The 24219-nt window shown below is 41.1% G+C and carries 15 protein-coding genes; 10 read left to right on the plus strand and 5 right to left on the minus strand.

The window, feature by feature from the left end:
• Window positions 1-66: 66 nt before the first annotated feature.
• On the plus strand, window positions 67-825 hold the full coding sequence (locus FCR06_RS07940) for a GNAT family N-acetyltransferase (RefSeq protein WP_138498329.1): 759 nt from the start codon (window positions 67-69) through the stop codon (window positions 823-825).
• Between the two features lie 68 nt (window positions 826-893).
• Window positions 894-2456, plus strand: a complete 1563-nt coding sequence (locus FCR06_RS07945) for a hydantoinase B/oxoprolinase family protein (protein ID WP_138498331.1) — start codon at window positions 894-896, stop codon at window positions 2454-2456.
• A gap of 36 nt (window positions 2457-2492) precedes the next feature.
• On the opposite strand, the gene FCR06_RS07950 is transcribed toward FCR06_RS07945, so the two are convergent.
• Both FCR06_RS07950 and FCR06_RS07955 read right to left on the minus strand, forming a co-directional pair.
• Entirely contained in the window at window positions 2493-2684 is a 192-nt protein-coding gene (locus FCR06_RS07950; protein ID WP_138498333.1) for a hypothetical protein, read from the minus strand.
• Window positions 2685-2713: 29 nt separating this feature from the next.
• Window positions 2714-3412 (minus strand): YdcF family protein, encoded by a 699-nt coding sequence (locus FCR06_RS07955; RefSeq protein ID WP_138498335.1) that lies wholly within the window; start codon window positions 3410-3412, stop codon window positions 2714-2716.
• 309 nt (window positions 3413-3721) lie between these two features.
• On the opposite strand from FCR06_RS07955, the gene ctpB reads away from it, so the two are divergent.
• On the plus strand, window positions 3722-5065 hold the full coding sequence (gene ctpB / locus FCR06_RS07960) for a carboxyl-terminal processing protease CtpB (RefSeq protein WP_138498336.1): 1344 nt from the start codon (window positions 3722-3724) through the stop codon (window positions 5063-5065).
• Window positions 5066-5224: 159 nt separating this feature from the next.
• Window positions 5225-6193 (plus strand): glycosyltransferase, encoded by a 969-nt coding sequence (locus tag FCR06_RS07965; RefSeq protein WP_138498338.1) that lies wholly within the window; start codon window positions 5225-5227, stop codon window positions 6191-6193.
• A 327-nt stretch (window positions 6194-6520) separates the two neighbouring features.
• Here the strand turns inward: FCR06_RS07965 and FCR06_RS07970 are convergent, their stop codons facing one another.
• Window positions 6521-11881, minus strand: coding sequence for a Calx-beta domain-containing protein (locus tag FCR06_RS07970; protein WP_138498340.1), 5361 nt, complete (start codon window positions 11879-11881; stop codon window positions 6521-6523).
• 262 nt (window positions 11882-12143) lie between these two features.
• Between FCR06_RS07970 and FCR06_RS07975 the strand changes: the two genes are divergently transcribed.
• Window positions 12144-15725, plus strand: coding sequence for an NB-ARC domain-containing protein (locus FCR06_RS07975; RefSeq protein ID WP_138498342.1), 3582 nt, complete (start codon window positions 12144-12146; stop codon window positions 15723-15725).
• An 89-nt stretch (window positions 15726-15814) separates the two neighbouring features.
• Window positions 15815-16510, plus strand: coding sequence for a response regulator transcription factor (locus FCR06_RS07980; RefSeq protein WP_138498344.1), 696 nt, complete (start codon window positions 15815-15817; stop codon window positions 16508-16510).
• Window positions 16511-17050: 540 nt separating this feature from the next.
• Here the strand turns inward: FCR06_RS07980 and FCR06_RS07985 are convergent.
• On the minus strand, window positions 17051-17335 hold the full coding sequence (locus FCR06_RS07985; protein WP_138498346.1) for an Npun_R1517 family heterocyst differentiation transcriptional regulator: 285 nt from the start codon (window positions 17333-17335) through the stop codon (window positions 17051-17053).
• Between the two features lie 892 nt (window positions 17336-18227).
• On the opposite strand from FCR06_RS07985, the gene FCR06_RS07990 reads away from it, so the two are divergent.
• Entirely contained in the window at window positions 18228-18587 is a 360-nt protein-coding gene (locus tag FCR06_RS07990; RefSeq protein ID WP_138498348.1) for an NAD(P)H-quinone oxidoreductase subunit M, read from the plus strand.
• Between the two features lie 629 nt (window positions 18588-19216).
• Here FCR06_RS07990 and FCR06_RS34210 read toward each other — a convergent pair.
• On the minus strand, window positions 19217-19345 hold the full coding sequence (locus tag FCR06_RS34210; RefSeq protein ID WP_262984658.1) for a hypothetical protein: 129 nt from the start codon (window positions 19343-19345) through the stop codon (window positions 19217-19219).
• A gap of 54 nt (window positions 19346-19399) precedes the next feature.
• Between FCR06_RS34210 and FCR06_RS07995 the strand changes: the two genes are divergently transcribed.
• From FCR06_RS07995 to FCR06_RS08005, 3 genes are all read left to right on the plus strand, one after another.
• The gene (locus FCR06_RS07995) at window positions 19400-21532 is read left to right on the plus strand and encodes a PP2C family protein-serine/threonine phosphatase (RefSeq protein WP_223280074.1); all 2133 of its coding nucleotides are present in this window, start codon (window positions 19400-19402) and stop codon (window positions 21530-21532) included.
• A gap of 147 nt (window positions 21533-21679) precedes the next feature.
• Entirely contained in the window at window positions 21680-23260 is a 1581-nt protein-coding gene (locus FCR06_RS08000) for a CHAT domain-containing protein (protein ID WP_138498352.1), read from the plus strand.
• Between the two features lie 144 nt (window positions 23261-23404).
• Entirely contained in the window at window positions 23405-24049 is a 645-nt protein-coding gene (locus tag FCR06_RS08005) for a hypothetical protein (RefSeq protein WP_138498354.1), read from the plus strand.
• Window positions 24050-24219: the final 170 nt, after the last annotated feature.

Consider the following 24219-nt stretch of genomic DNA (forward strand, 5'->3'; position numbering starts at 1 on the left):
CTATAAAAAACTCACTCTCGTTACACTAACCTCAACACGGTTTTCTAATCAAAAGGCTATTCATTTATGGAGTCTCGCATTCAGTCATATTTACGCTTCGCGGCGAGCAAGCAACGCGATACGCAGCAGATTGGATCTTTCCTCGCTAGTTTTAACCGTTATAGCGCCAATCCTTTTCTTAACTATGCCATCCCTAACGATGCAGCCACACCCTCACTTACCGAGATTAAGGCACTAATCGCTGCTTATGAAAGTCGCGGACGAAAACCGCGTTTGGAATACATTGCTTCCCTAGCGCCTGCTGTCGAGGAGGCACTAGTAACTGCTGCTTTCACTGTTGAGGGACGCCTGCCACTGATGATTTGCACTCCTGGTTTAGAGCAATTGCTTCCTGTTCCCTCGGACATCGAATTAATTGTACCTGTTTCGGATGCTGAAATACTTGCTACAGTTACAGTGCAAAACGAGGCTTATGGAGAGTCCGCACCAAGCCCTGAAGATATTAAACGTCTTAGCAATAGCCTAGCAGCAGGTGGAATTGCTGTACTTGCTCGTGTTGTTACAACAGGCGAGCCTGTGGGAGTTGGAGTATGTTCCGTGCCGATAAATCAGACAACAGAAATCGCTGGTATCGGTGTGCGTGTAGCTTTTCGCCGACGCGGTATAGCAGGAGCCTTAACAACCCGCCTAGTGCAAGAAGCTTTCGATGCAGGTATTACGATGGCATTTCTGATGGCTGCACATCAAGAGGAAGTGCGAATTTACACTCGTTCAGGATTCTCTACAATCGGCGAAATTTTGCACATTTCGCTTTCGTGCAAGTAGACAGTAAATACTTCAATGCATAAAAAAATATTTAAGCACTTAGGACACAATTTTTTAATAAATTAAAAATGTATACAACATCTAAACCCGATCCCGTTCGCTTAGAAATATTCAAAAACCTCTATCAATTTATTGCCGAACAAATGGGAATTGTGTTACAAAACACGGCAACATCAGTAAATATCAAAGAAAGACTAGATTTTTCCTGCGCTATCTTTGACTCTTCTGGATTATTAGTAGCGAATGCTCCCCACATTCCCGTACATTTAGGCTCAATGAGTGAAAGTGTCCGCAGTTTAATTAATGATAAAGGCGACACTATAAAACCAGGAAATGTCTATTTATCAAATAACCCCTATAACGGTGGAACACATCTCCCTGATGTAACTGCAATTACTCCTGTATTTTTGCAAAGTAGTGAAAATATTTTATTCTCTACTCCGCTCTTTTACGTTGCTTCTCGCGGACATCAAGCCGATATCGGCGGAATTACTCCCGGTTCTATGCCTCCCCACAGTACGACAGTAGAAGAAGAAGGAATTCTTTTTGATAACTTTCTTTTGATTGAAGAAGGAAATTTTCGAGAAACCGCAGTCAGATATTACCTTTCAAATCATACTTATCCAGCTCGGAATCCTGACCAAAATATAGCAGATTTTCAAGCCCAAATCGCTGCCAATGAAAGGGGAGTTCAAGAACTTCACAAAATGGTTTCGCAATACAAGCTGGAGACTATTCAAGCTTATATGAAATTCGTACAAGCTAATGCTGAGGAGTCAGTGAGAAAGGCGATCGCAGTTCTCAAGGATGGTTCATTTATTTATCAAATGGACAATGGCGCACAAATTCAGGTGAAAGTGACAATTCACCCAGAAAATCGCAGTGCTACTATTGATTTTACTGGAACTTCTGGACAATTAAATAGTAATTTTAATGCTCCCAAAGCTGTAACTCAAGCAGCAGTTTTATATGTATTTCGGACTTTGGTTGACGATAACATTCCTCTAAATGCTGGGTGTCTTAATCCTCTAGAAATTATTATCCCGGTGGGCTGTATGTTAAACCCAACTTATCCAGCAGCGGTAGTAGCAGGTAATGTAGAAACTTCTCAAACTATTGTTGATGCTTTATATGGTGCTTTGGGTGTAATGGCTGCTTCTCAAGGAACAATGAATAATTTTACTTTTGGTAATGAGCGATATCAATACTATGAAACTATTTGCGGCGGCTCTGGAGCCGGGATTAATTTTGATGGAACTGATAGCATTCATTCCCACATGACTAACTCCCGTTTGACCGATCCAGAAGTTTTAGAAACGCGTTATCCGGTACTTTTAGAAAGCTTTAGTCTGCGTCCTGATAGCGGTGGTAGAGGTAAATATTCTGGTGGTAATGGAGTTGTTCGTCGGATCCGGTTTTTAGAACCGATGACAGCTAATATTCTCTCTGGACATCGCCTGGTTCCTCCCTTTGGATTAAATGGTGGGGAAGCCGGAAAAGTCGGGCGCAATTGGATACAACGTCAAAATGGAACTGAAGAAAGTTTAGATAGCACTGCAACGGTAGAGATGAATATTGGGGATGTTTTCGCAATTGAAACTCCTGGAGGCGGTGGATTTGGTATATCTTAATACTAAGCAAAGAGGAGGGGGAGATAAGTAAAGAAGTTACCAGCAGTGATTTGCAGCGATGGCTTTAAATGCTAACTTTTCACGGTATGTGGACTTCTGAGCAAGGGTGTGGGGTGTGGGGTGTGGGGTGTGGGGTGTAGTAAGACTTTCTTGTTCTTCTCTACACCCTACCCCCTGGCTTGATGAGGGTTTTGGTACTTCCCGTGAAAAGTTAGCTCTAAATGTCATTAGTCATTAGTTATTCTCTCCCCTGCTCGCTATCTCCCCACTCCCCCTTGATGTTCGCACTTAAAACCTTGATTCTGCCAATATGGCATATTTACTTCGTTAAGTTTGATGATGTTTGGGCATTGCGGGTCAATAATTTGACTTAAAATCGCCCAAAATAAGCTGCGAGTTAAATCTAGTCCTGTTTTGACCCAAGATTCATGATTACCAGGAACACCTAACTCTGGAACGATTTCTGGCTCTACCCAAATACCATGAGCACCCAAAAGAATCTGTGCCATCCATTTAGCTCTTGGCAAATGACTAGCTGAGGTAATCAGTTTTACTTTATGTACGCCCCATTTACGCAGTAGGGGAATACTATAGTAAAAATTTTCAAAGGTAGAATTTGCACACTTTTCTAACCAAACGTTTTCTAAGCTTGCGAATTCCCGTTGAAAAATTAACCATATACAAGGATCTGGCGAACCATGAGAAATTAAAATTGGGATTTGCGGGTATTGTTTTGCTTGTTGGACAATGTAAGTTTCTCGACGAATACTGCCACCAAGCACAAAAAAGGTGTCTACTGGCTGCAAAGAAGCAGAAACTAAGGTTATAGTAGAAAAAATCAACCAAGCACCCAAAACAAAGTACAATCCAACAGTTAGTTTTTGTAACAATTGCCACAGATTAACCAAAGTTTTTTTAATGTAAATTAATGATTTGATAATAAATTTATGTTTCATGACTAATATAAAAAAGCTGATTTGATGACTATCCAACAATACTCCGATTGAGAGATTGAAGTGCTATCTTATAAAAGTAATCTAAAGTACAAAGATGACGGCGATTGAAGTGTCACATCGCTAGTATAGCCTTCCGGAGAAGGCTAACAAACTCAGAAATGGTTATTAATAATCTAATGCAGTATTTTGGCATTATTCAATGCCAAAGGCTTAAGAAAGCATAGCTGAGTTTGGGGTATAAAAACTTAAAAATTTCTAGAAAGCCTGATTGCTAAACTGTCAAAAACACAATTATTCCAGCCAATATACATGAACCAATCTGCGAAAAGTTACTCGCCGCTCCAAGTAGCCTTGATTGGTGGGGCGATCGCTACAACTGCTACCATGTCTGTGTTCGGTTTTGCTTGGACTCGCGGTGTACGCGCAGCCCTAAGTCTACAAGACAGCCCGAAAACGATAGTTGACCAAGTTTGGCAACTGGTAAATCATGAATATGTTGATGGTAAATTTAATCAACAAGATTGGCGAGCAACCAGGCAAAGCTTGTTAAACAGAGACTATTCTTCTCGTGAAGAAGCTTATGCTGCCATCCGCGAAGCTTTACAAACCTTGGGAGATCCTTATACTCGTTTTATGGACCCCAAGCAGTTTGAAGCCCTGACTAGCCAAACCTCTGGAGAAGTCTCTGGTATTGGCATTCGCATGGAAGTCAACGACAAAACTCAGCGCCTAACTGTTGTCGAAGCCATAGAGAATTCTCCAGCCCTGAAAGCTGGAATTAAAGCAGGCGATGAAATTTTAGCCATTGACGGCAAACCCACTTTAAAAATGAAAGTGGATGACGCTTCCAAACTAATTCGTGGCAAAGCTGGTACTCCCATCAGCCTACGGCTCAAACGTTCAGGACAAAATCCCTTTGAATTGAAGCTCAACAGAGCTAATATAGAAGTGCCAACGGTGCGTTATACCCTTAAGCAAGAAGGAAATCGACGCATTGGCTATATCCGTTTGCGGGAATTTAGTGCCCACGCCGCAGAGCAAATGCAACGAGCCATCCGCGATTTGAGCAATAAGAAAGTTGATTCTTATGTGTTGGATTTGCGGGGAAACCCTGGCGGTTTGTTACAAGCCAGCATTGAAATTGCTCGGATGTGGTACGATAACGGCGGCATTGTGAAGACAGTTGACCGTGTAGGAAATTCTGAGGAAACTAAAGCCAATCACACTGCCTTGACAAATCGTCCGTTGGCAGTATTGGTAGATGGAAATTCAGCTAGTGCTAGCGAGATTCTCACAGGCGCACTCAAGGATAATAAGCGAGCGGTAGTCGTTGGCGGTCAAACCTTTGGTAAAGCTTTAGTGCAATCAGTTCACGAACTCGCTGATGGTTCAGGCTTAGCAGTCACGATTGCTCACTACTACACACCTTTGGGAACAGATATCAACCATAAAGGAATTACGCCAGATATCAAGTTAGACTTGACAGAGGCACAAGAGCGGCAGTTGGCTTCTAATCCAGATTTAATCGGAACTCGCAGCGATCCGCAATATGCGCGAGCGATCGCAATTTTATCAGGTAGCAACTTCGCCCAATCGTCGAGCAATCAACCCAGTCAACCTATGAGTGTCCGCGCTGGTGACCTGAAATTTTAGATTGAACAGAACTTAAAAGTCAGAACTCAGGAGAATTAATTCTGACGCTTTAGCGGAGTGTCTTCAGCTTTGCTCCTGAATTCTGACTCCTTGTTCCCATTCTGTCGATTTGGGATTGGGAATACTAGCTAGTAATTCCATCTCCAAAATCTCAAATTTATGAATTATCAGCCAGTTGATGCAACCACCGATACCAACTTTTTGCCAATGGTATCGGTGGTTGTTCCTATTTATAACGGTGAGGCAGATTTACCAGATTTGCTCGATTGTTTATTATCTCAAACTTATCCCCAAGACCGGGTAGAGTACTTATTGGTGGACAATAACAGTAGCGATCGCACTCTCAGTTTACTCAAAACAGCTGCCAAAAATAGCCCAATTACAATTCGCCCCTTGAGTGAAAATCAAATTCAAAGCTCCTACGCTGCTCGTAATACTGGAATTCGCAAAGCTGTTAGCGAAATTATAGTTTTTACTGATGCAGATTGCCGTCCCCAATCCCAATGGATAAATTCATTAATTCAGCCTTTTGTCAACTTAGAAGTGGTAATTGTTGCTGGGGAAATTTTGGCACTACCGGGCAAAAGTTTGTTAGAACAACACGCAGACCGCGAAGAAACGCTGTCGCAAAAACACACCCTTGCCCATTGCTTTCGTCCCTATGGACAAACTGCTAATTTGGCAATTCGCCGCATCGCCTTAGAAAAAGCAGGATTATTTCGTCCTTATCTTACCACTGGTGGCGATGCAGACATTTGCTGGCGGATTTTGACCGAAAACATTGGACGTTTAGAATTTGCCCCCAATGCCATCGTTCAGCACCGCCACCGCACTACACTTTTGGAACTGCAAAGTCAATGGCGGCGTTATGGTCGCTCCAATCGCTATTTACACGAACTGCATGGTATAGATTTAATGCGAGATATTACACTTAAAGAATGCGGCTATCGTTTGGTACGTTGGTTATTGAAAGAAGTACCAAGAGATAGTATGAAGGCGATCGCAGGTAAAGCGACTTTGGTAGATTTATTAAATACTCCCATTGGTTTGTTCACGGCTAGGGCGCGTGCGGCTGGACAAAGAGACGCCAAACTGCCAGAAAATGCCAAGATTATTGCTCGCCTGTAACAATACTAAAAAGCTTGCCCAGATAGCTCCAATTCTATTTGTACAATATCCATAAGTATTACATGCTACTAGACAGCAAACACTCTTGTCAGCGCGAAACTAGCACTTTTGTCTCATTAATGATTTTTCTCTTTCTTGACTTAAGTAAATTATTTTACTGTAAAAAGCCTGAAATAATTGTATGGCATAGATTTCAGGCTTTAGTTTTTACAAATTCATAATTCTTCAATCTGCTTTAATATCTGTGGAATGTATGTTCGAGCGAACGAATCACACTTTTGTATATATCGCAGGCCAACCCCAATATGAGCAGATTGTTTTCCTAACTTAAATTAAGACTTTTAACAGAAGAGGAGCAGCATGAATCATTGAGGTTATAAACTCCTGAAGATCGAATTCAATTAGGTATTTGAAGGCATCAGCCAAATCACGCCCGCCTTCAATTAAATTGAGGCTTTCATAAAATGCTGTTACATAATCTCCTTTTTTAACTGCAAGGACTGCATCAGCTAAAGATTGACCATCTTGGAATTTAGCCAATTTAAAGGCAGTGGATAAGGCATCTACATAGTTCTCCTTTTGCAAATTATCGATAATTTTTACCCAATCTTGACTTTGTGCAAACTTTCCTAGAGTCAGAACACCAGATACGGCATCAAGATATTTTCCATCCTTAACAGACCAAATGGTATTTACCCATTGCGTGACATCCTGAAAACCTAAGTTGGAGAGTCCCAATTGAATAGCTTGACGATCGTTAGCTAGATTTCCATCTTTCAAATCCTTGATCCAACTGCTCTGAATAACCTGTTGATTATTTCCAGAGAGGGCGATGAGAATGTCTGCGGCTTTATTAGGATTTCCATCTCGAATTGCCGCAGTCAGATTAAGAAAAGCATCCGCCTTAGCTTGATTAATCCCAAGGTTGGTAAAACCTACCAGTTGTAGTCCAGTTTTGAGCGCCTCTTTGTAGTTTTGGTCAATAATATCCCATGCTATATTAACGAGGGAACTGGCATTATTAAAACCAACTTTAGTTAAAGCAGCGTTAATAACCTTTTCCCAATTGGGATCAACTAGCGCCGACCAAGATACAGTGACAAAAAGATCGGCTATTGTTTTTTGCATCCCAAGGTCTTGAAGAGATGCTGAAATAGCCCCTTGATAATTTAAGTCTTTAAGTTCCCAGAATATATCAACCGCAAAATCTACCATCTTGGGAGTAATCGCGCTTGATGCCCCATAAACAGCCAAGCCTGAAATGATTGACTGCTTAAGAACGCCTTTTTCATTCCCTTTAGCTGCTTCAATCACCCCAGCTATCACGCCCACAGCAGTACCAAGAAAGGGAACTTTTTCCAATCCACTAACTATGACTTGAATATCTCCTGCTTTGACAGCCTCGGCAGTACTGATAATGATTGAGGTAGGAAGGGTGTATGGCGACAGAACAATTTTAGTGACAGGACTATCTTCGACAGATTCTTTAATATCATCAAAAACTCCTTTGGCTTGCGTACCTGCCTTGTCAGCAACATCGAAAACCTTGTCTACCAAGGTTGCCCACGCTGTTGTTAGGTAATAATACCCGGCTGTAAAATCGTTAGCCCCAGCGGCTTTGAGCGCCCCATATACTTGACTACTGGACGCTCCCAATGAATGCACTATAACAGCGATTGTTTGATAACTTGGCTGAAGACCACTATCCCGTAGCGCTAGAGCGACATCATTATAGTTAAAACCAATACCTGGTGCATTTTTTACTGCATAACCAATCTCTTCGTTACTGAATACAAGAGACCTCAATGCTTGACCAATATCTCCTTGGCTAGTTCCTCCTTGATTCCAGAGAATAGCCGCAATTTGTCCGCCATTAACCCTAAAACCACTATTCCATAGGGCTAAAGCTACATCAATATAATCAAAACCAATACCTGGTGCATATTTTATGGCATCGGCAATCTGTGACAAATCAAATCCAAGAGACCTCAATGCTTGACCAATATTTCCTTGGCTAGTTCCTCCTTGATTCCAGAGAATAGCCGCAATTTGTTCGCCAGTAGGCTGAAGACCACTATTCCATAGGGCTAAAGCTACATCAACATAATTAAAACCAATACCTGGTGCATATTTTATGGCATAGGCAATCTGTGACAAATTAAATCCAAGAGACCTCAATGCATTACCAATATCTCCTTGGCTAATTCCTCCTTGATTCCACAGAGTAGCCGCAATTTGTTCGCCAGTAGGCTGAAGACCACTATTCCATAGGGCTACAGCTACATCAACATAATTAAAACCAATACCTGGTGCATTCTTTATGGCATAGGCAATCTGTGACAAATTAAATCCAAGAGACCTCAATGCATTACCAATATCTCCTTGGCTAATTCCTCCTTGATTCCACAGAGTAGCCGCAATTTGTTCGCCATTAACCCTAAAACCACTATTCCATAGGGCTACAGCTACATCAACATAATTAAAACCAATACCTGGTGCATTCTTTATGGCATAGGCAATCTCTGACAAATTAAATCCAAGATTCCTCAATGCATTACCAATATCTCCTTGGCTAATTCCTCCTTGATTCCACAGAGTAGCCGCAATTTGTCCGCCATTAACCCTAAGACCACTATTCCATAGGGCTAAAGCTACATCAATATAATTAAAACCAATACCTGGTGCATTCTTTATGGCATCGGCAATCTGTGACAAATTAAATCCAAGATACCTCAATGCATTACCAATATCTCCTTGGCTAATTCCTCCTTGATTCCACAGAGTAGCCGCAATTTGTTCTTTAGTAGGCTGAAGACCACTATTCCATAGGCCTACAGCTACATCAAAATAATTAAAACCAATACCTGGTGCATTCTTTATGGCATAAGCAATCTGTGACAAATTAAATCCAAGATACCTCAATGCATTACCAATATCTCCTTGACTAGCTCCTTTATTCCAGAGAAATCCTGCAAGATCTCCCGTATTAAGACTGTAACCACTATTCCAGATAGCTAAGGCTGTATCGATGAAACCAAAAGTATAAGTTCCATCCTGATTCACAACTCCCCATTTAACGCTATCAGCAATTGTTTCTAAGCTAAAGCCTAACACTCTGAATGCCTGACCAATTTCTCCTTGACTGGCTCCATCATCCCACAGCAAATCTGCAAGTTTCCTTGAGTTTAAACCGTAACCACTATTCCAGATAGCTACAGCTACATCATTGAAATTAAGAGTATAAGTTCCATCCTGATTCACAACCCCCCATTTAACACTATTAGCAATAGTTTCTAAACTTAAGCCAAGATAATTGAAAGCTTGACCTATTTGTTGTTGACTAGCTCCTTCATCCCAAAGCAAATCTGCGAGTTTTCTTGGATCAAGACCATTCACACCACCATAGCCACTATTCCACAAAGCTTCGGCTACATAAATATAACCTACAGAAATGTCATTACGAACAATTCCATCGCCCTTAATTACATTAAGATGAGTGCCATCTTTTTTGGTAACTCCATCATTTATGGCATCGGCAATAGTTTGTAAGTTTAATCCAAGATACTTCATCGCCTGACCAATTGCTATTGGATTAGCACCGACATCCCAAAGCAAATCTGCGAGTTTTCTTGGATTAAGACCATCCGCACCACTATAGCCACTATTCCACAGGGCGATCGCTACGTCAATATCATTAAGTCCAGTTCCATCACTCTTGGTAACACCTCGTTTAACGCCATCAGCAATGGTTTCTAAACTCAAGCCAAGATATTTCATTGCCTGACCAATTTGTTGCTGGCTGGCTCCTCGATCCCAGAGCAAGTCCGCTAGTTTTCTCGCGTCAATAATGTGACCACTATTCCAAAGAGCGCTCGCTACATCAGTGTAATTAAGATTAGTTCCATCACTTTTGGTAACTCCCCATTTGACGCTATCAGCAATAGTTGGTAAATCGAAACCTCGATTTTTGAGATTTAATCCGATTTCACTGACTGTTTTCCCTTTATCCCAGAGAAAGTCAGCCAGTTTTGTAGGATCTGTATTATCAATCGTAACTGTGCCAGCGATCGCTGTACCTAGTTTATAATTTGTACCAGATGTGATAGTAAAAATAACGGTTTCACTTGCTTCCAGAAGATTGTCATCAATCGGCGTGATATTTACTACTGCTGTGGCCGAACCCGCTGCAAAATTAACCGTTCCCGTCAGGTTTGTATAATCTGTTCCCTTTGTTGCCGTCCCTAGTAAGGTGTAATTGACTGTCAGAGCTTGGGTTAAATTCCCAGTACGAGTTAGGGTAAATCTTCCTGGATTTGCAGTTTGTCCACTGATTGTTTCCGCTGCACTTGCATCGGTAGCAGCCACGCTAATCACCGGGGTTTCGTTATCAGCAATGGTGACGATGGCAGTGGTTGTTGTTCCCAGGGTATAACCTGTCCCTGTTTTTAAGGTGAGAATGGCGGTTTCACTATTCTCAGCAAGGGTGTCATCGGTTGGAGTAACTTTTACAGTCGCAGTACTGGCTCCAGCGGCAAAGCTGACAATGCCAGTTAAGTTGCTGTAGTCTGTACCCTTGGTAGCGGTTCCTGCCAAGGTGTAATTAACAGTTAAGGCTTTAGTTAAATTGCCGATGCGAGTCAGGGTGAAGGTTCCCGGATTCGGAGTTACACCTGTAGCGGTTTCGGCTGCATTGGCATCGGTAGCGGCAATAGTAATAACGGGAGTTTCATTATCAGCAATGGTGACGCTAGCAGTGGTTGTTGTTCCCAGGGTATAGCCTGTCCCTGTTTTTAAGGTGAGAATGGCGGTTTCACTATTCTCAGCAAGGGTGTCATCGGTTGGAGTAACTTTTACAGTCGCAGTACTGGCTCCAGCGGCAAAGCTGACAATGCCAGTTAAGTTGCTGTAGTCTGTACCCTTGGTAGCGGTTCCTGCCAAGGTGTAATTAACGGTTAAGGCTTTAGTTAAATTGCCAGTGCGAGTCAGGGTGAAGGTTCCCGGATTCGGAGTTACACCTGTAGCGGTTTCGGCTGCATTGGCATCGGTAGCGGCAATAGTAATAACGGGAGTTTCAGTAATCGTGACACTTGCACGCAGGTTCGGTGCTTGACTCAGGCTATTAAGAGCTATATCTGTGAATGACTGTTCAACCGCGATCGCTTTACCATTAATAGTAACGAAGCCACGATCGTCCTCTGAATTGATCAGCAGCTTCTCTGCATTACTTAGAGGTAATCCCATCACAGTTGCGGCGAATAATTCTCCCTCATCTCCAGTAGTATCACTCCCTGGATTAATCAAGGTATCTACAAAGTGTCCAATCTCTTCTAATAAGACCCCGGTAATACCGCCTGTGAGCGGATCGGGATTGCTTAAACCTTGGGAAAGATAGTCTGAAGATAAATAAATTGTGCGGGTCACTTCTGAAAATGCGCCATTTGCACCATGCATCGAATTGCTTGGTAGAACCTCAATAGTCGGTAATTGGCTGAAATCACCTATTGCCCAACTAGAAGATAATGCTTGCAGTCTATTTAAATCTCTACTTCCACCAAAGATTGATGCCATTTTAGGCAGAAAATCGTCACTTTTTGAGGCAGCGATCAGATTGCTGTGAGCACTTTGTAGAGATACTTCAAGATTATTAGCAATTTCTGTACCAAAACCAGACTCGTTTCCATTAAACATAACGTTAATAATATTTCTCTAAGTTGACTAAAAAAAACACACCTGAATACTTTAGTAATGCGTAAGTCCTGTAAGCGTTTAATTATTGTGCAGACTTCTTCCTAAAACTACTTTTCTAAATACTCTACAGCCAGGTATAAATTTTGGCGGTCGGAAAAGGTCGGAAAAAAGTCGGGTATTTTTGGTAGATTTACGTAAACTTTTGCGAAAAAATCAAGTTGCTCGTGAGAATATTGTAGTTAGCTGTATTACTACGGAATAAATGACGGTTGAAGAAGCGATCGCACTCGTTGAGCAATTATTAGAACGAGGAAGCTTAACAAAAGCGCAACAGCTTGTATTTCGCTACACCTGGGAAGGAAAAACTTACTTAGAAATGGCCAAACAAGCCACATACGACCCAGGACACATCAAGGATGTTGGTTCGCAACTATGGCGATCGCTTTCTCAAGCTTTGGGTGAAAAAGTTACCAAAAATAATTTGCACGGTGTCCTGAAGCGAGTTGCACAACAGCACAATCGCGTGAAGATATCCTCAAGCTTAACGCCTCATATCGATTGGGGAGAAGCAACCGACGTTTCGCGCTTCTATGGACGTACTAGTGAATTAGAAACCTTAAGCCAGTGGATTGTGGGCGATCGCTGTCGGCTGATAACCTTACTAGGGATGGGTGGTATTGGTAAAACCACGCTTGCAGTTAAGGTTGCAGAAGATAACCAACATGCATTTGAATATATTTTTTGGCGTTCTCTACGCAATGCACCACCTATACAGAATATATTGTCAGACTTAATTAAATTTTTATCTCATCAGCAGGAAACAAATTTACTCAGCAACAACGAAGCACTACTAGCGTTATTAATGAAATATTTAAGCCTTTCACGCTGTTTAATTATCTTAGATAACGTTGAAACAGTTTTCATTAGTGGTATAGTTACTGGAAATTATCGAGAAGGTTATGAAAGCTATGGACAGCTATTTCGGTATATTGCTGAACTATCGCACCAAAGCTGCTTATTACTAACTAGCCGTGAAAAACCAAAATGCTTAGGATTGAAAGAGGGAAAATATTTACCTATTCGTTCTCTAAAGGTTACAGGATTAAGTAACTTAGATATACACGAAATTTTTCAAGATAAAGGTTTTTCTGCTTCATTAGAACAAGAGAAATTACTAACTGCACGTTATAACGGTAATCCATTAGCTTTAAGGATAGTTGCCAACACAATCCAAGAATTATTTACTGGAAATATTTTGCAATTTTTAGAGTATGATAACTCTGTTTTTGGTGATATTTGGGAACTTTTAGAACAACAGTATAAACGCTTATCTCCTTTAGAAAAACAAGTGATATACTGGTTAGCAATTAATCGAGAAGCAGTTTCTATAGCTGAATTAAAAGAGGATATTGTACCACATATATCGACACGAGAACTCATTCAATCACTAGAGTCTTTAAAAGGAAGGTCACTAATTGAAACAAGTTATCATGTTGCTAACCATAGTGTAACCTTTACGCAACAACCTGTTGTTATGGAATACGTTACAGAAAAACTAGGTACTGCTGTATTTGATGAAATTGCCATAAATGTAATTTCGATTTTGAACTCTTATCCCCTAATTAAAGCAACTGCTAAAGATTATATTCGAGAGTCACAAATATGCTTATTTTTAAAACCATTGGTCGATAAACTATTAATATATTTTCTCAATGAAAATACATTAGAAGATTATTTATATCAAATAATTAAAAATTTACAAAATTCTTGCCAAATTCAACCTGGCTATGTTGGAGGAAATATTCTTAACATACTCCGCCACATCAGGGCAAATTTAACAAATGCAGATTTTTCAAACCTTACCGTTTGGCAGGCATATCTGAAAAATATCACTTTAAATCATATTAATTTTCAAAATGCTGATTTATCAAAGTCAGTTTTTACAGAAACTTTTGGTAGTATTTTGAAAGTAGCATTTAGTCCCGATGGAAAAGTTTTAGCAACTGGTGGTATTGCAGGTGACATTCAAATATGGCAAGTAACTGACGGAAAACTACTTTTGAAATGGAATGCACACACTCATTGGATTATTTCACTAGCTTTTAGTCCCAATGGTCAAATGCTTGCTACTGGTAGTGATGATAAAAGCGCCAAGCTATGGGATGTCAACACAGGCATTTGTTTAAAAACATTTCAAGGGCATAACAGTTGGGTATTTGATGTGGTCTTCAGTCCGGATAGCCAATCACTTGCAAGCATTAGTGATGAATACACTGTTAAATTATGGAATGTCTCTAACGGTCAACTTTTAAGAACTTTTAGAGGACATAGCGCTCAACCCTACTCGATCGCCTTCAGTCCTGATGGTCAAATAGTAGCTAGTAGTGCAAATGATATCAATATTAGGTTGTGGAATGCACATACAGGTGAGCTACTCAAGACTTTTCCAGGACGAAGCAATTTTATGCAGGCTGTTGCTTTTAGCCCCGATGGTCAAACTTTTGCCAGTGTAAGCGATGACTATATTATTCAGTTATGGAACGTCAGAACGTGGGAATTACTTAATACTTTGCAAGGACATGCTTGTTTTGTGCAATCAATCGCTTTTAGCCCTGACAGTCAAACCCTTGCCAGTAGCAGTTATGACCAAAGTGTAAAGTTGTGGGATTTAGCTGCGGGTATCTGTAAGAAAACTTTGCAAGGACATACTAGTCAAGTTTGGTCAATTGCTTTTAGTCCTGATGGGCGAACGATCGCTAGCAGCAGTGAGGACCATACCGTTAAGCTATGGGATACCGCGACTGGGCAATGTGTAAGAACTTTCAAAGGATACACGAATGGATTTCGATTAATTGCCTTTAGTCCTGATGGCAAAACCTTAGTCAGTGGTAGTAGTGACTCTCAGGTGCGATTATGGGATTTGAAGGCAGGTGTGTGTTTCAAAACCTTACACGGACACACCAGTTTAGTTGTATCGGTTGCTTTTAGCCCTAACGGTAAGACCTTAGCAAGTGGCAGTACGGTAGTAAATTTATGGGACGCTAGCACAGGTGAATGTCTGAAAACTTTGCACGGACACAGTAATTGGGTTTGGTCGGTGAATTTTAGTCCTGATAGCAAAACTTTATTGACTGGTAGCGCTGACCACAGTTTGAAATTGTGGGATGTGCAGACAGGTGAATGTTTAAAAACATTACACGGCCATAGTGGCTGGATTTGGTTTAGTGTTTTTAGTCCTGATGGTCAAACTTTAGCAAGTGCAAGTGGAGACTATAGTGCCAAAATCTGGGATGCCAATACAGGTCTATGTTTAATAACTCTTAAAGGACATGACAATGGCGTATTATCAATTGCTTTTAGTCCTGATGCTAAATTTGCTGCTACCGCCAGCGATGACCGTACGATCAAATTGTGGGATTTAACAACAAATAATAGCGATCGGCTACCATCTGSTGAATGTATCAAAACCCTAGAGGGGCATACCAGCGGAGTTTATTTTGTGACATTTAGCCCTGATGGTTGGCTACTTGCTACATCTAGCGATGACCAAACAGTGCGGATATGGGACGTAAATACTGGAGAATGTCTCAAAATTTTAACAGGACATACAAATCGGGTGTGGTCAGTGAAGTTTAGTCCCAACGGTGAAATACTTGGGAGTGCAAGCCACGACGAAACGATTAAATTGTGGAATGTCAAAACTGGCGAATGCTGCAAAACACTTCAAGCCCCACGACCTTATGAAGGAATGAATATTACCAAAGCCAGAGGGTTAACTGATGCACAGAAAGCTTCATTAAGGCTACTAGGCGCAGTTGAAGTTGAATTAAAGAATTCCCTCTAAAGGATGGCAGTATCTTCCCTGCTATCCTTTTGTTCAATGCTTGCCAACTTTCGCTAAATTGGAAAAAGGTAAACTCAAGGAAATTTTCAATGTCAGCACAATTGTTACTGGTGGATGATGAACCAGGGATACGGGAAGCCGTGAAAGATTATTTGCAAGAGAGCGGTTTCAGCGTTCAAGTCGCCAGTAACGCCCTCGAAGGTTGGGAATGGATGCAACTCAATACACCTGATTTAGTCATTTCTGATGTTATGATGCCCCAGGTGGATGGGTATCAGTTCCTCAAACAACTGCGGGAAGACCCCCGCTTTCAAGCACTTCCAGTAGTATTTTTAACCGCTAAAGGAATGACAGGCGATCGCATCCAAGGCTATCAAGCTGGTGTTGATGCTTATCTTCCCAAACCCTTCGACCCAGATGAGTTAGTCGCCATAGTCGAAAATTTGATCGCCCGCCGCACTGCTAAAGCTGCAACTACAACAGATGACCCTGAAACCCCTGATATTGCTGAACTAGCCAACCAGATTGCCCAAATCAAGGCCTTGTTAACTCAAAGAAATGCCATTTCCCAATCTCCAGCCCCTTTCAAAATTGATTTGACCCCCAGAGAACAAAGTGTTTTAAACTTGGTTGCTGAAGGGTTAATGAACAAAGAAATTGCCCGTCGTTTGGAAACCAGTGTCCGCAACGTAGAAAAGTATGTTAGCCGTTTGTTTAGTAAAACCGGCACCAATAGCCGTACAGAGTTAGTTCGTTTTGCTCTAGAACACGGTCTTGCTAAATAGACATTGGGTGTAGGGAAGGGTAGTCAAGGAAGGGTGAGAAGCTTTTTTATAATCTTCTCACACTTCCTTAAAGTGTAATTGGTAACAGGTAACTAGCTGCTAAACCATAACTTATTACCAGTAAGAGATAAAACATAAGTATTTCAGCAAATCGGACACTTAAGCTAAAGCAAAAAGCCAAAAGAAAGGTTATTTATTTTTACTTTGGTCTTTTAGATTTTCATTTTATTTACACCTATTGTCCAACGCTCCATCTGTAAAGACACAGGGTTTTGTTTTTGCCCCTATGTTTTGATGTTAACTCAGTAAAATGCACCCGGCTGAATTTGCTTTGAGATTCTACCAGTAACCTTTGCTACAAACTTTTTTATCAAGGAAACTGTTCCTGGGATTTCATGCTGCTAAAGACTTTTACAAATGTAGAAATCAAAATTATTTGATTAATTCTACTTACTGCTTAGTTTTTATGGCAACGGAGGTGTGAGATCGCTATTTGATTTGATACCTAATTCCCAACTTTTCACTATTTAAATTACACCTTTAAGTTTGGGGGTTTTCAGCAGCATTACGCAAGCGCATTAGCTGGCGTCGCATTTGAGGTGAGGCTTTGAACTCTGATACTTCCTGCGCTTTAACGGACGCTTGTAGCGTCTCCAGAAAATCATCAGAACCTTCGGTCAAAGCATCGAGCAGCACTTGTAAGAGTTGCTCGCGATCGCCCAACAGACTCTTTTCTTCAATCAACCGAAATTTGAGATGTATTTCGCACTCATAAACACCTACTTCGAGATTATTAATCTGGCGTGGTAATGCTTTGGAGTTCATAGCTATTGAGATTCCTTTACTTAGTAGTCATGAGGTTAAGGAGGTAGATGTCCAGCAAAAAGTTCTTTATATCTTTTTTGAATCCAAAGTGCTTGAATTAAGAATTTTTCTTCATCAAACACCAATGTATTCCATTTCACTCTCCTGTGTTTTGTTTTCAAGCTCAATTTTCATTGTCTAGATTTTGATGTCACTGTGCCAGATGTAGCTTATGGTAAGCCATAACTATTATTCAGTTTTTAAGATTCTACACAATAAAGTTTCTGTAAGAAGTTGTCCGAGCTTTTTAAAGCTTTTTACATCAACTTTATCTGAACGTCAATAACAGTTTGACTTGTTACTTAATTTTTGGTGTTTGTACGTAAGTAAAAGCGCTGATTTTTTTGATTTTTATTAATGCCAGAGGTCAGTCTAGCGTTATTCCGTAAAATTACTAGATGTACGTTTTTTTTCCAGAGTAAATTTATGAGAAATTGAGCAATATAGCTATTAAAGTAAAAATTTTTCTTCTCGAACAAAAATGTACACAGATCAAATTATTCCAGCAAAAGACCTTATCCTAGTGTCTTTTAGACTTAATAAATACAAAAACCTTAGCAGTAGGCAACAACAGCATACTACTCAGACAACGTTTGTCTTCCTTAAAGAAAAATTCTCTACTCATTAATTGTGGTGTGAAAATTATGAGGTACTGTCAGTACTAGTAGCTAATTGCAACTTCAACTACTAACAACAAGTCAAACAGTAATCAGTACAAACAATATTTTTACTTATGTCAATTCAATATACTGTATTGAAACTGCTCTGAAAGCTTGTAAATTAAGAGCATTCAAGCTTGAATAAAGCGTTTACAATAATTTCAGTGTAATTCACCCAAATCTTACACCTTTTTATGGATAACCCGATGCTGCTCAAGTCCACAACTCGGCACATCCGCATTTTTGCGGCTGAAATTGACCAAGATGGCGAACTAGTTTCGAGCGATCAAGTTTTAACGTTAGATATTGACCCAGACAACGAATTCAACTGGAATGAAGATGCGCTGCAAAAGGTTTATCGAAAATTTGATGAACTAGTAGAAGCATCTAGTGGCGCAGACCTCACAGACTATAACTTACGCCGCGTCGGGTCTGACTTGGAGCATTATCTGCGATCGCTCCTGCAACTGGGTGAAATCAGCTACAATCTCTCTGCGCGTGTTACCAACTACAGCATGGGAATCCCCCAAGTTGCAATTGACGACAAGCAATAAGGTAGAGAACTAAGCCGCCCTTGGATCTAACGCAGCACATTTTTTCGTGTTGAGAGCCAGTTGCTTCTCTTGTCAAAGACGCTACGCGAACAAGCCTCTTAACCCGTGCAACGCACTGCCTCCTGTTGACTGTTGATTGTTAACTCTCAGCAGTCAACCAACTTAGAACTGATTTTGTAATTTAAACGCCCAATAGCTTACTTATATTTGATTGCACTAAAAAACTCGCTCTTAACTCGAAAAGGCTGACGCCCTATTCCTTGCTCCCTAGTCATGCAAATTAAGTTCAAAATTCAAAGCCGATTACTATATCTTAATTCTTAATTAAAGTTAATTATTGCTATCCTACTTATAAACTAGATAAATACCAATATTATCTGCCTATTGAACATGGAATAATTTAGCAAAAGCAAATAGCACAGTTATGCTTGAGTTATGCTTTGGTGACAGGTTGGAGTTAGTTGCTTTTGTGATGGAGAGTCACAGAGCAATAGAAGCTATGATGAGGCTGTAGGGTTAACTTGGGAGCATATTCTTTAGATAAGTTAAGTATTAGCACCTGCTGATAATCGCCAGCTAAAATCATCATTTAAAGTCTGGATATATCAAGTTTAAGCAAGATGAGCGGTCTAGATTGTCCCTACAAATGCTGTTAAAGAAATTGCCAATCGCCGATCGGTGGGAAAACTATGGAAAATGACGCGGCAACGCTCTACTGTCCACATGAAAATTGTCAGGCTGCCAACCCCCTGACTCATAAGTTTTGCCAGCGATGTTCCACGCCCCTACCCAAAAATTACCTCTGGGCTGCGATGGATAGTCAGAATTTGGGTAACCCTGGAAAAATATTAGCCGAGCGCTATTTAATAGTTGATAAATATGTTCTATTAGATACGAAACCTGGTTTATTAACCCTAACGCCGGAGTTAGAGAATTTACAGATTCCCAGAGCATACTTGAGACTCATTCCCTACCGCTTACACGTACCGCAAGTATATGGAGTCCTTCGCCTAGCTAGTGACTCTTCAGGACAAGACATATTACTTTTAGAAAAACCGCCACTATTGCTTGATGAGACAACCCAACAAGTGCATCTAGCCCAAATGGCGATCGCCGCTTGGCGTGATGCTACATCAATGCGCCAACTCAATTGGTTGTGGCAAATAGCTCATTTATGGCAACCTTTAGCCAGTGAAGGTGTCGCCTCTAGCTTGCTTGACTCCTATGTATTACGAGTAGAAGGATCGTTAGTACGTTTGTTAGAATTGCGCTTCGACAAAGCTACATCACCAGAATTGCCCGAATTAGGTAAATTCTGGCAGCAGTTGATTGCTAACGCTAAACCAGCCGTAGCCGAATTTGTTGATCGGATTAGCCTTTCCCTGATCCAGGGAGAGATTCACTCACCGGAACAATTAATCGCAGTTTTAGACCGCGGACTAGCTGGGTTAGGGCGATCGCAAACACCTACAATCAAAATTATCACTAAAACCGATACTGGTCCTAGTCGCCAACGTAATGAAGACGCCTGTAGCCCACCCAGTGGCACTCTGGTGAGCAAACCCCCCCAGCCCACAGGCTTAGCAATTGTCTGTGACGGTATTGGCGGACATGAGGGTGGCAATGTGGCATCAAATTTAGCCATTGAAACAATCCAACAGCAGGTACAGCAACTCACCAAAGTTCCCTACGACCACATAGACCCCTCATTACTGCTCAATGACTTAGAAAAAGCAGTGGCAATGGCTAATGACAAGATTAGTCAGCGCAATGACGCTGAAAATCGCCAAGGGCGTCAGCGCATGGGCACAACTTTAGTCATGGCATTGCCTGTGGCTCACGAAATGTATATTACCCACGTAGGTGATAGTCGTGCTTACTGGATTACACGCCAGGGCTGTTATCAAGTTACCCTTGATGACGATGTTGCTTCGCGGGAAGTGCGGCTGGGTTATGCTATTTACCGCGAGGCTGTGCAACAAAGTTCCGCAGGCTCTCTGGTCCAAGCTTTAGGGATGGGCCCTAGCACTTCACTGCATCCCACATCTGCACGGTTTATGCTCGATGAAGATGCAGTTTTTCTGCTCACCTCCGATGGTTTAAGTGATTTTGATCGCGTAGAAGAGTACTGGGAAACAGAAATCTTGCCGATTTTGCTTGGAGAGACAAACATCATCAATGTTGCCGATAGATTAATAGAAATTGCTAATACGAAGAATGGACACGATAATGTCACCGTCGCTTTAGTACACTATCAAGTCCAATACTGGGAACCAGAAATCGTCATCAAAGCAGTCGTTCCAGAAAGCTACTCTGCAAAAACTGTTGATTTGGCATCCAGAGGTACAGATACATCAGTTTTAAGTAGCCCAAACCACAAAACTCAGGTGATTGAGGAAAATCAACCAGCCAAAACTCGTCAATTACCGCTACAGTGGATAGTTCCCTTATTATTTTTACTAGCAGCAGGTTGTGTGGGATTGTTCGTCCAACAATGGCGATCGCAATCAGGACTTCCAGTTGTATCATCCAATCCTACGCCAACTCAAAGTCCTATTGCAACTACACAACCACCGCGAACCCTTAATAACGTTGCTCCTGGCTGGGTAATCCAAACCAACAATCAAATCTCTTTAGGAAACAACCAACTGCTTCCTGCTAAAAGTTTTTTAGAAGTTATCGATACCAAACCAAGTCCAAAACCAGCATCTGGAGATTTTTCAGTAGTTATGCGAGTTTGTACCAATAAAGAGACGCCAACTTCAGCATCCTCCCAAGCACCATCTCCATCAAATCCTGGATTGAACGCCCAAAAAACAGTATCGATTCAATTTCAACAACTCAACCGTTTTGGAGTCTTTGTTTTGCCATCATCCGCACCAAATCCATGTAAAACTGTCACCCAACCCCCAGTTACTCAACCATCTGATATCAGTCCAACTTAATCAAATAATCGATAAACTAGTAAAAACCTGGAATAATAACAGGTAATAACCAGAGTCAAAAACTGACAAGATAAAAAAGTCAAAATTTTTACTTTAGAGAACTGTTATTTGAAATTATTTATTTTTAGCTTTTAGTTTTATGAATCCATGCCATCCCTGAATTTGGCGATCGCCCGTCTCATAAATACTGGCACTGACAACTTCGCAATTTGGGTGGTCAAGGCTCCCTATCCCAGTGGCTATGTTTTACGTGACTGTATGTGGCCTGTTGAACTCACCCAAGTGTGGCAAGAATGGCAGCAGATGTTTACTGGTCATAGTCGTTTAGATCTTCCCCCAAACTCAACACCTCAAAATAGCAACCCATTGCCCATTGATGCGATTTCATTGTCTTCAGGTCAGACGACTGGCCCTTACACCAGTCGTCTGATGCAATACTTAGGAATGAATTTGTGGCGTTGGGTATTCGATGGACAAATTCTTGGCAGTCTAGAACGTAGTCGCGGCATCGCTATGGGTCAGCATACACGCTTACGCTTTCGATTGGAAATTCGCGATCCAGATCTGATTGCTCTACCTTGGGAAATTATGCAGCGCGAGCCTGGTCAATCGGCTATGTCCCTTTCCCAAGATTTGCTATTTAGTCGCACCAGTAGTGAAGTCGATCCCTTACCATATTTACGAACTGACCAGACTTTAAATATCCTATTGGTTTTAGGTTATGATGACAACCTACAACTAGAACAAGAAGCGCTGATTTTACAGCAAACTCTTGTTGATACCCCAGTGGATAGTAATTCCCAAAGATATGCACCCTGCATGGTTAATCAACTCCTACAACCAACTCCAGAGGAGTTGATTCAAGAACTAGAAACCAAAGCATATAATGTTTTCTTTTATGCCGGTCATGGTTTGCCAGACCCGGACGGTGGGTTACTGTTTTTGCAGCCAGACATGACACTCAATGGTATAGAATTAGCTCAAGCATTGACCCGTACAGGTGTGAAGCTAGCAGTTTTCAACGCCTGTTGGGGAGCGCAACCAGCTGCTAGCAATCATCAAGCTATACCTGCCAGCAGTTTGGCAGAAGTATTAATTAGGCATGGTCTACCAGCGGTTTTGGGGATGCGCGATGAAATCGCTGACCACGAAAGCCACAGTTTTATTCAAGCCTTTGCTGAAGCTTTGCGATTGTATCAGCCAATTGATGAAGCTGTGACCCTAGCTAGAAAAGAATTATTAACGCTATATAGATTCAATCAACCTGCTTGGACTTTGCCCGTTCTTTATTTACACCCAGATTTTGATGGCGAACTGATTAAGAACCTAGATGAAGGAATTACCGAATTACCAGACACAGCCATTCCTGATATAGATTCGGTGGTTCCTAGTGCAAGTTTGCGATCGCTCTCTTCAAAAGATAAAACCTGGTTATTACGTTATGGAGTCACTCGCATCGGTCGCACTAAAGACAATGATATTGTCATTCCCGAACCCTCGGTTTCTAAGCGCCACGCTGAAATCTTCTGCCGCAATACTTTGACAGATGCTACACTAGTGCGAACTTATTATTTGCAAGATTTTTCTACCTATGGGACAACGTGGTTTTTAGGCCCTAATGGCTGGCAACAAATCCTCCGAGAGGAAGTCCCCTTGAAATCGGGTATGCAGTTAAAGTTTGGAAGTGCTAGAGGTGAGACGTGGGAGTTTATTATTGAAGACTCCTAGTACAGCTATTGCACAAATGAATTTTGGTCTTTAGTGTCAATTTTAAAAATCTGTTTTTACTTTAGATAAAATCAAGTTTTTTGCGGAAATCTCTTCTGGGCGGTTGTAGCTGTCAATACTACCAAATAATCATGAGGCAAAAAAATGACTAATAAAATTAATGGCTCAGACAGTTTTTCTTTCGAGTCTCAAGTAGATCTAGAATTTTTAGAAGGCTTGCTAGAACCAGACGATGCTACTTATCCTTGGAATCTGGCTGATGAAGAGTCAGAAGCTTATTTTCAGGAACTCGAACAAGATTTTGGGATGCAAGATTTAATAGATGAAGAACTGACAAGGCGCTCGCAAAATTTTTATAACCGTCTAGACACACTTTGGTCTGGTGTCTCCTTTAATGAGAGCCATAATCACCATCCACAACAGTCTCTAGTCCTTAATCTCCAAGAAAAATTGCGTAATAATTTTTGTAGTTGCGTTCCCCAAACATTACTCAACACCATTGCTGCTAAAGCTGCCGAGATATTTTCACCTCAGCAATTTAGGGGCGAGCAACTTGTTGAGTGCGTTCAAACAGTACTACCGACTTGGGGAGCAGAGGATCTTTTAGTCTTAGCTCGTCCTTTTGCTTATGCTATGCGAAGTAGCGAATCACATAACCCAACAAATACCATTAGTAATATTAATGATAGCGAATGGACAGCTTTATCAGAGATAGAGCAAGCTAAGGTCAGCTTGGCGATTGCTGATTATGCTTTGAGTCAAGTTGATAAATACAAATCTGAATCGTAATTTTAGGTTGCTATTCTTGTCTATAATAATCAAATGTTTCTAACAGGTATATTTATCTGCTAGTATTATATTGCCTTTTAAACACTCCCAGATTCTTAGTTTTTAAGTATAAAAATACTAATTAGACTAAGGATAGGCTAGTTAGAAAATTAAACCATCTATCCCAAGAC

The organism is Nostoc sp. PA-18-2419 (genome assembly GCF_005869855.1).
Lineage (GTDB): Bacteria > Cyanobacteriota > Cyanobacteriia > Cyanobacteriales > Nostocaceae > Nostoc.

Excerpts from the sequence above, each read along its gene's own strand:
- FCR06_RS07940 (WP_138498329.1), top strand. The coding sequence starts at position 67 with ATGGAGTCTCGCATTCAGTCATATTTACGCTTCGCGGCGAGCAAGCAA.
- FCR06_RS07945 (WP_138498331.1), top strand. The coding sequence starts at position 894 with ATGTATACAACATCTAAACCCGATCCCGTTCGCTTAGAAATATTCAAA.
- FCR06_RS07950 (WP_138498333.1), bottom strand. The coding sequence starts at position 2,684 with ATGACATTTAGAGCTAACTTTTCACGGGAAGTACCAAAACCCTCATCA.
- FCR06_RS07955 (WP_138498335.1), bottom strand. The coding sequence starts at position 3,412 with ATGAAACATAAATTTATTATCAAATCATTAATTTACATTAAAAAAACT.
- ctpB (WP_138498336.1), top strand. The coding sequence starts at position 3,722 with ATGAACCAATCTGCGAAAAGTTACTCGCCGCTCCAAGTAGCCTTGATT.
- FCR06_RS07965 (WP_138498338.1), top strand. The coding sequence starts at position 5,225 with ATGAATTATCAGCCAGTTGATGCAACCACCGATACCAACTTTTTGCCA.
- FCR06_RS07970 (WP_138498340.1), bottom strand. The coding sequence starts at position 11,881 with ATGTTTAATGGAAACGAGTCTGGTTTTGGTACAGAAATTGCTAATAAT.
- FCR06_RS07980 (WP_138498344.1), top strand. The coding sequence starts at position 15,815 with ATGTCAGCACAATTGTTACTGGTGGATGATGAACCAGGGATACGGGAA.
- FCR06_RS07985 (WP_138498346.1), bottom strand. The coding sequence starts at position 17,335 with ATGAACTCCAAAGCATTACCACGCCAGATTAATAATCTCGAAGTAGGT.
- FCR06_RS07990 (WP_138498348.1), top strand. The coding sequence starts at position 18,228 with ATGGATAACCCGATGCTGCTCAAGTCCACAACTCGGCACATCCGCATT.
- FCR06_RS34210 (WP_262984658.1), bottom strand. The coding sequence starts at position 19,345 with ATGAGTCAGGGGGTTGGCAGCCTGACAATTTTCATGTGGACAGTAGAG.
- FCR06_RS07995 (WP_223280074.1), top strand. The coding sequence starts at position 19,400 with ATGGATAGTCAGAATTTGGGTAACCCTGGAAAAATATTAGCCGAGCGC.
- FCR06_RS08000 (WP_138498352.1), top strand. The coding sequence starts at position 21,680 with ATGCCATCCCTGAATTTGGCGATCGCCCGTCTCATAAATACTGGCACT.
- FCR06_RS08005 (WP_138498354.1), top strand. The coding sequence starts at position 23,405 with ATGACTAATAAAATTAATGGCTCAGACAGTTTTTCTTTCGAGTCTCAA.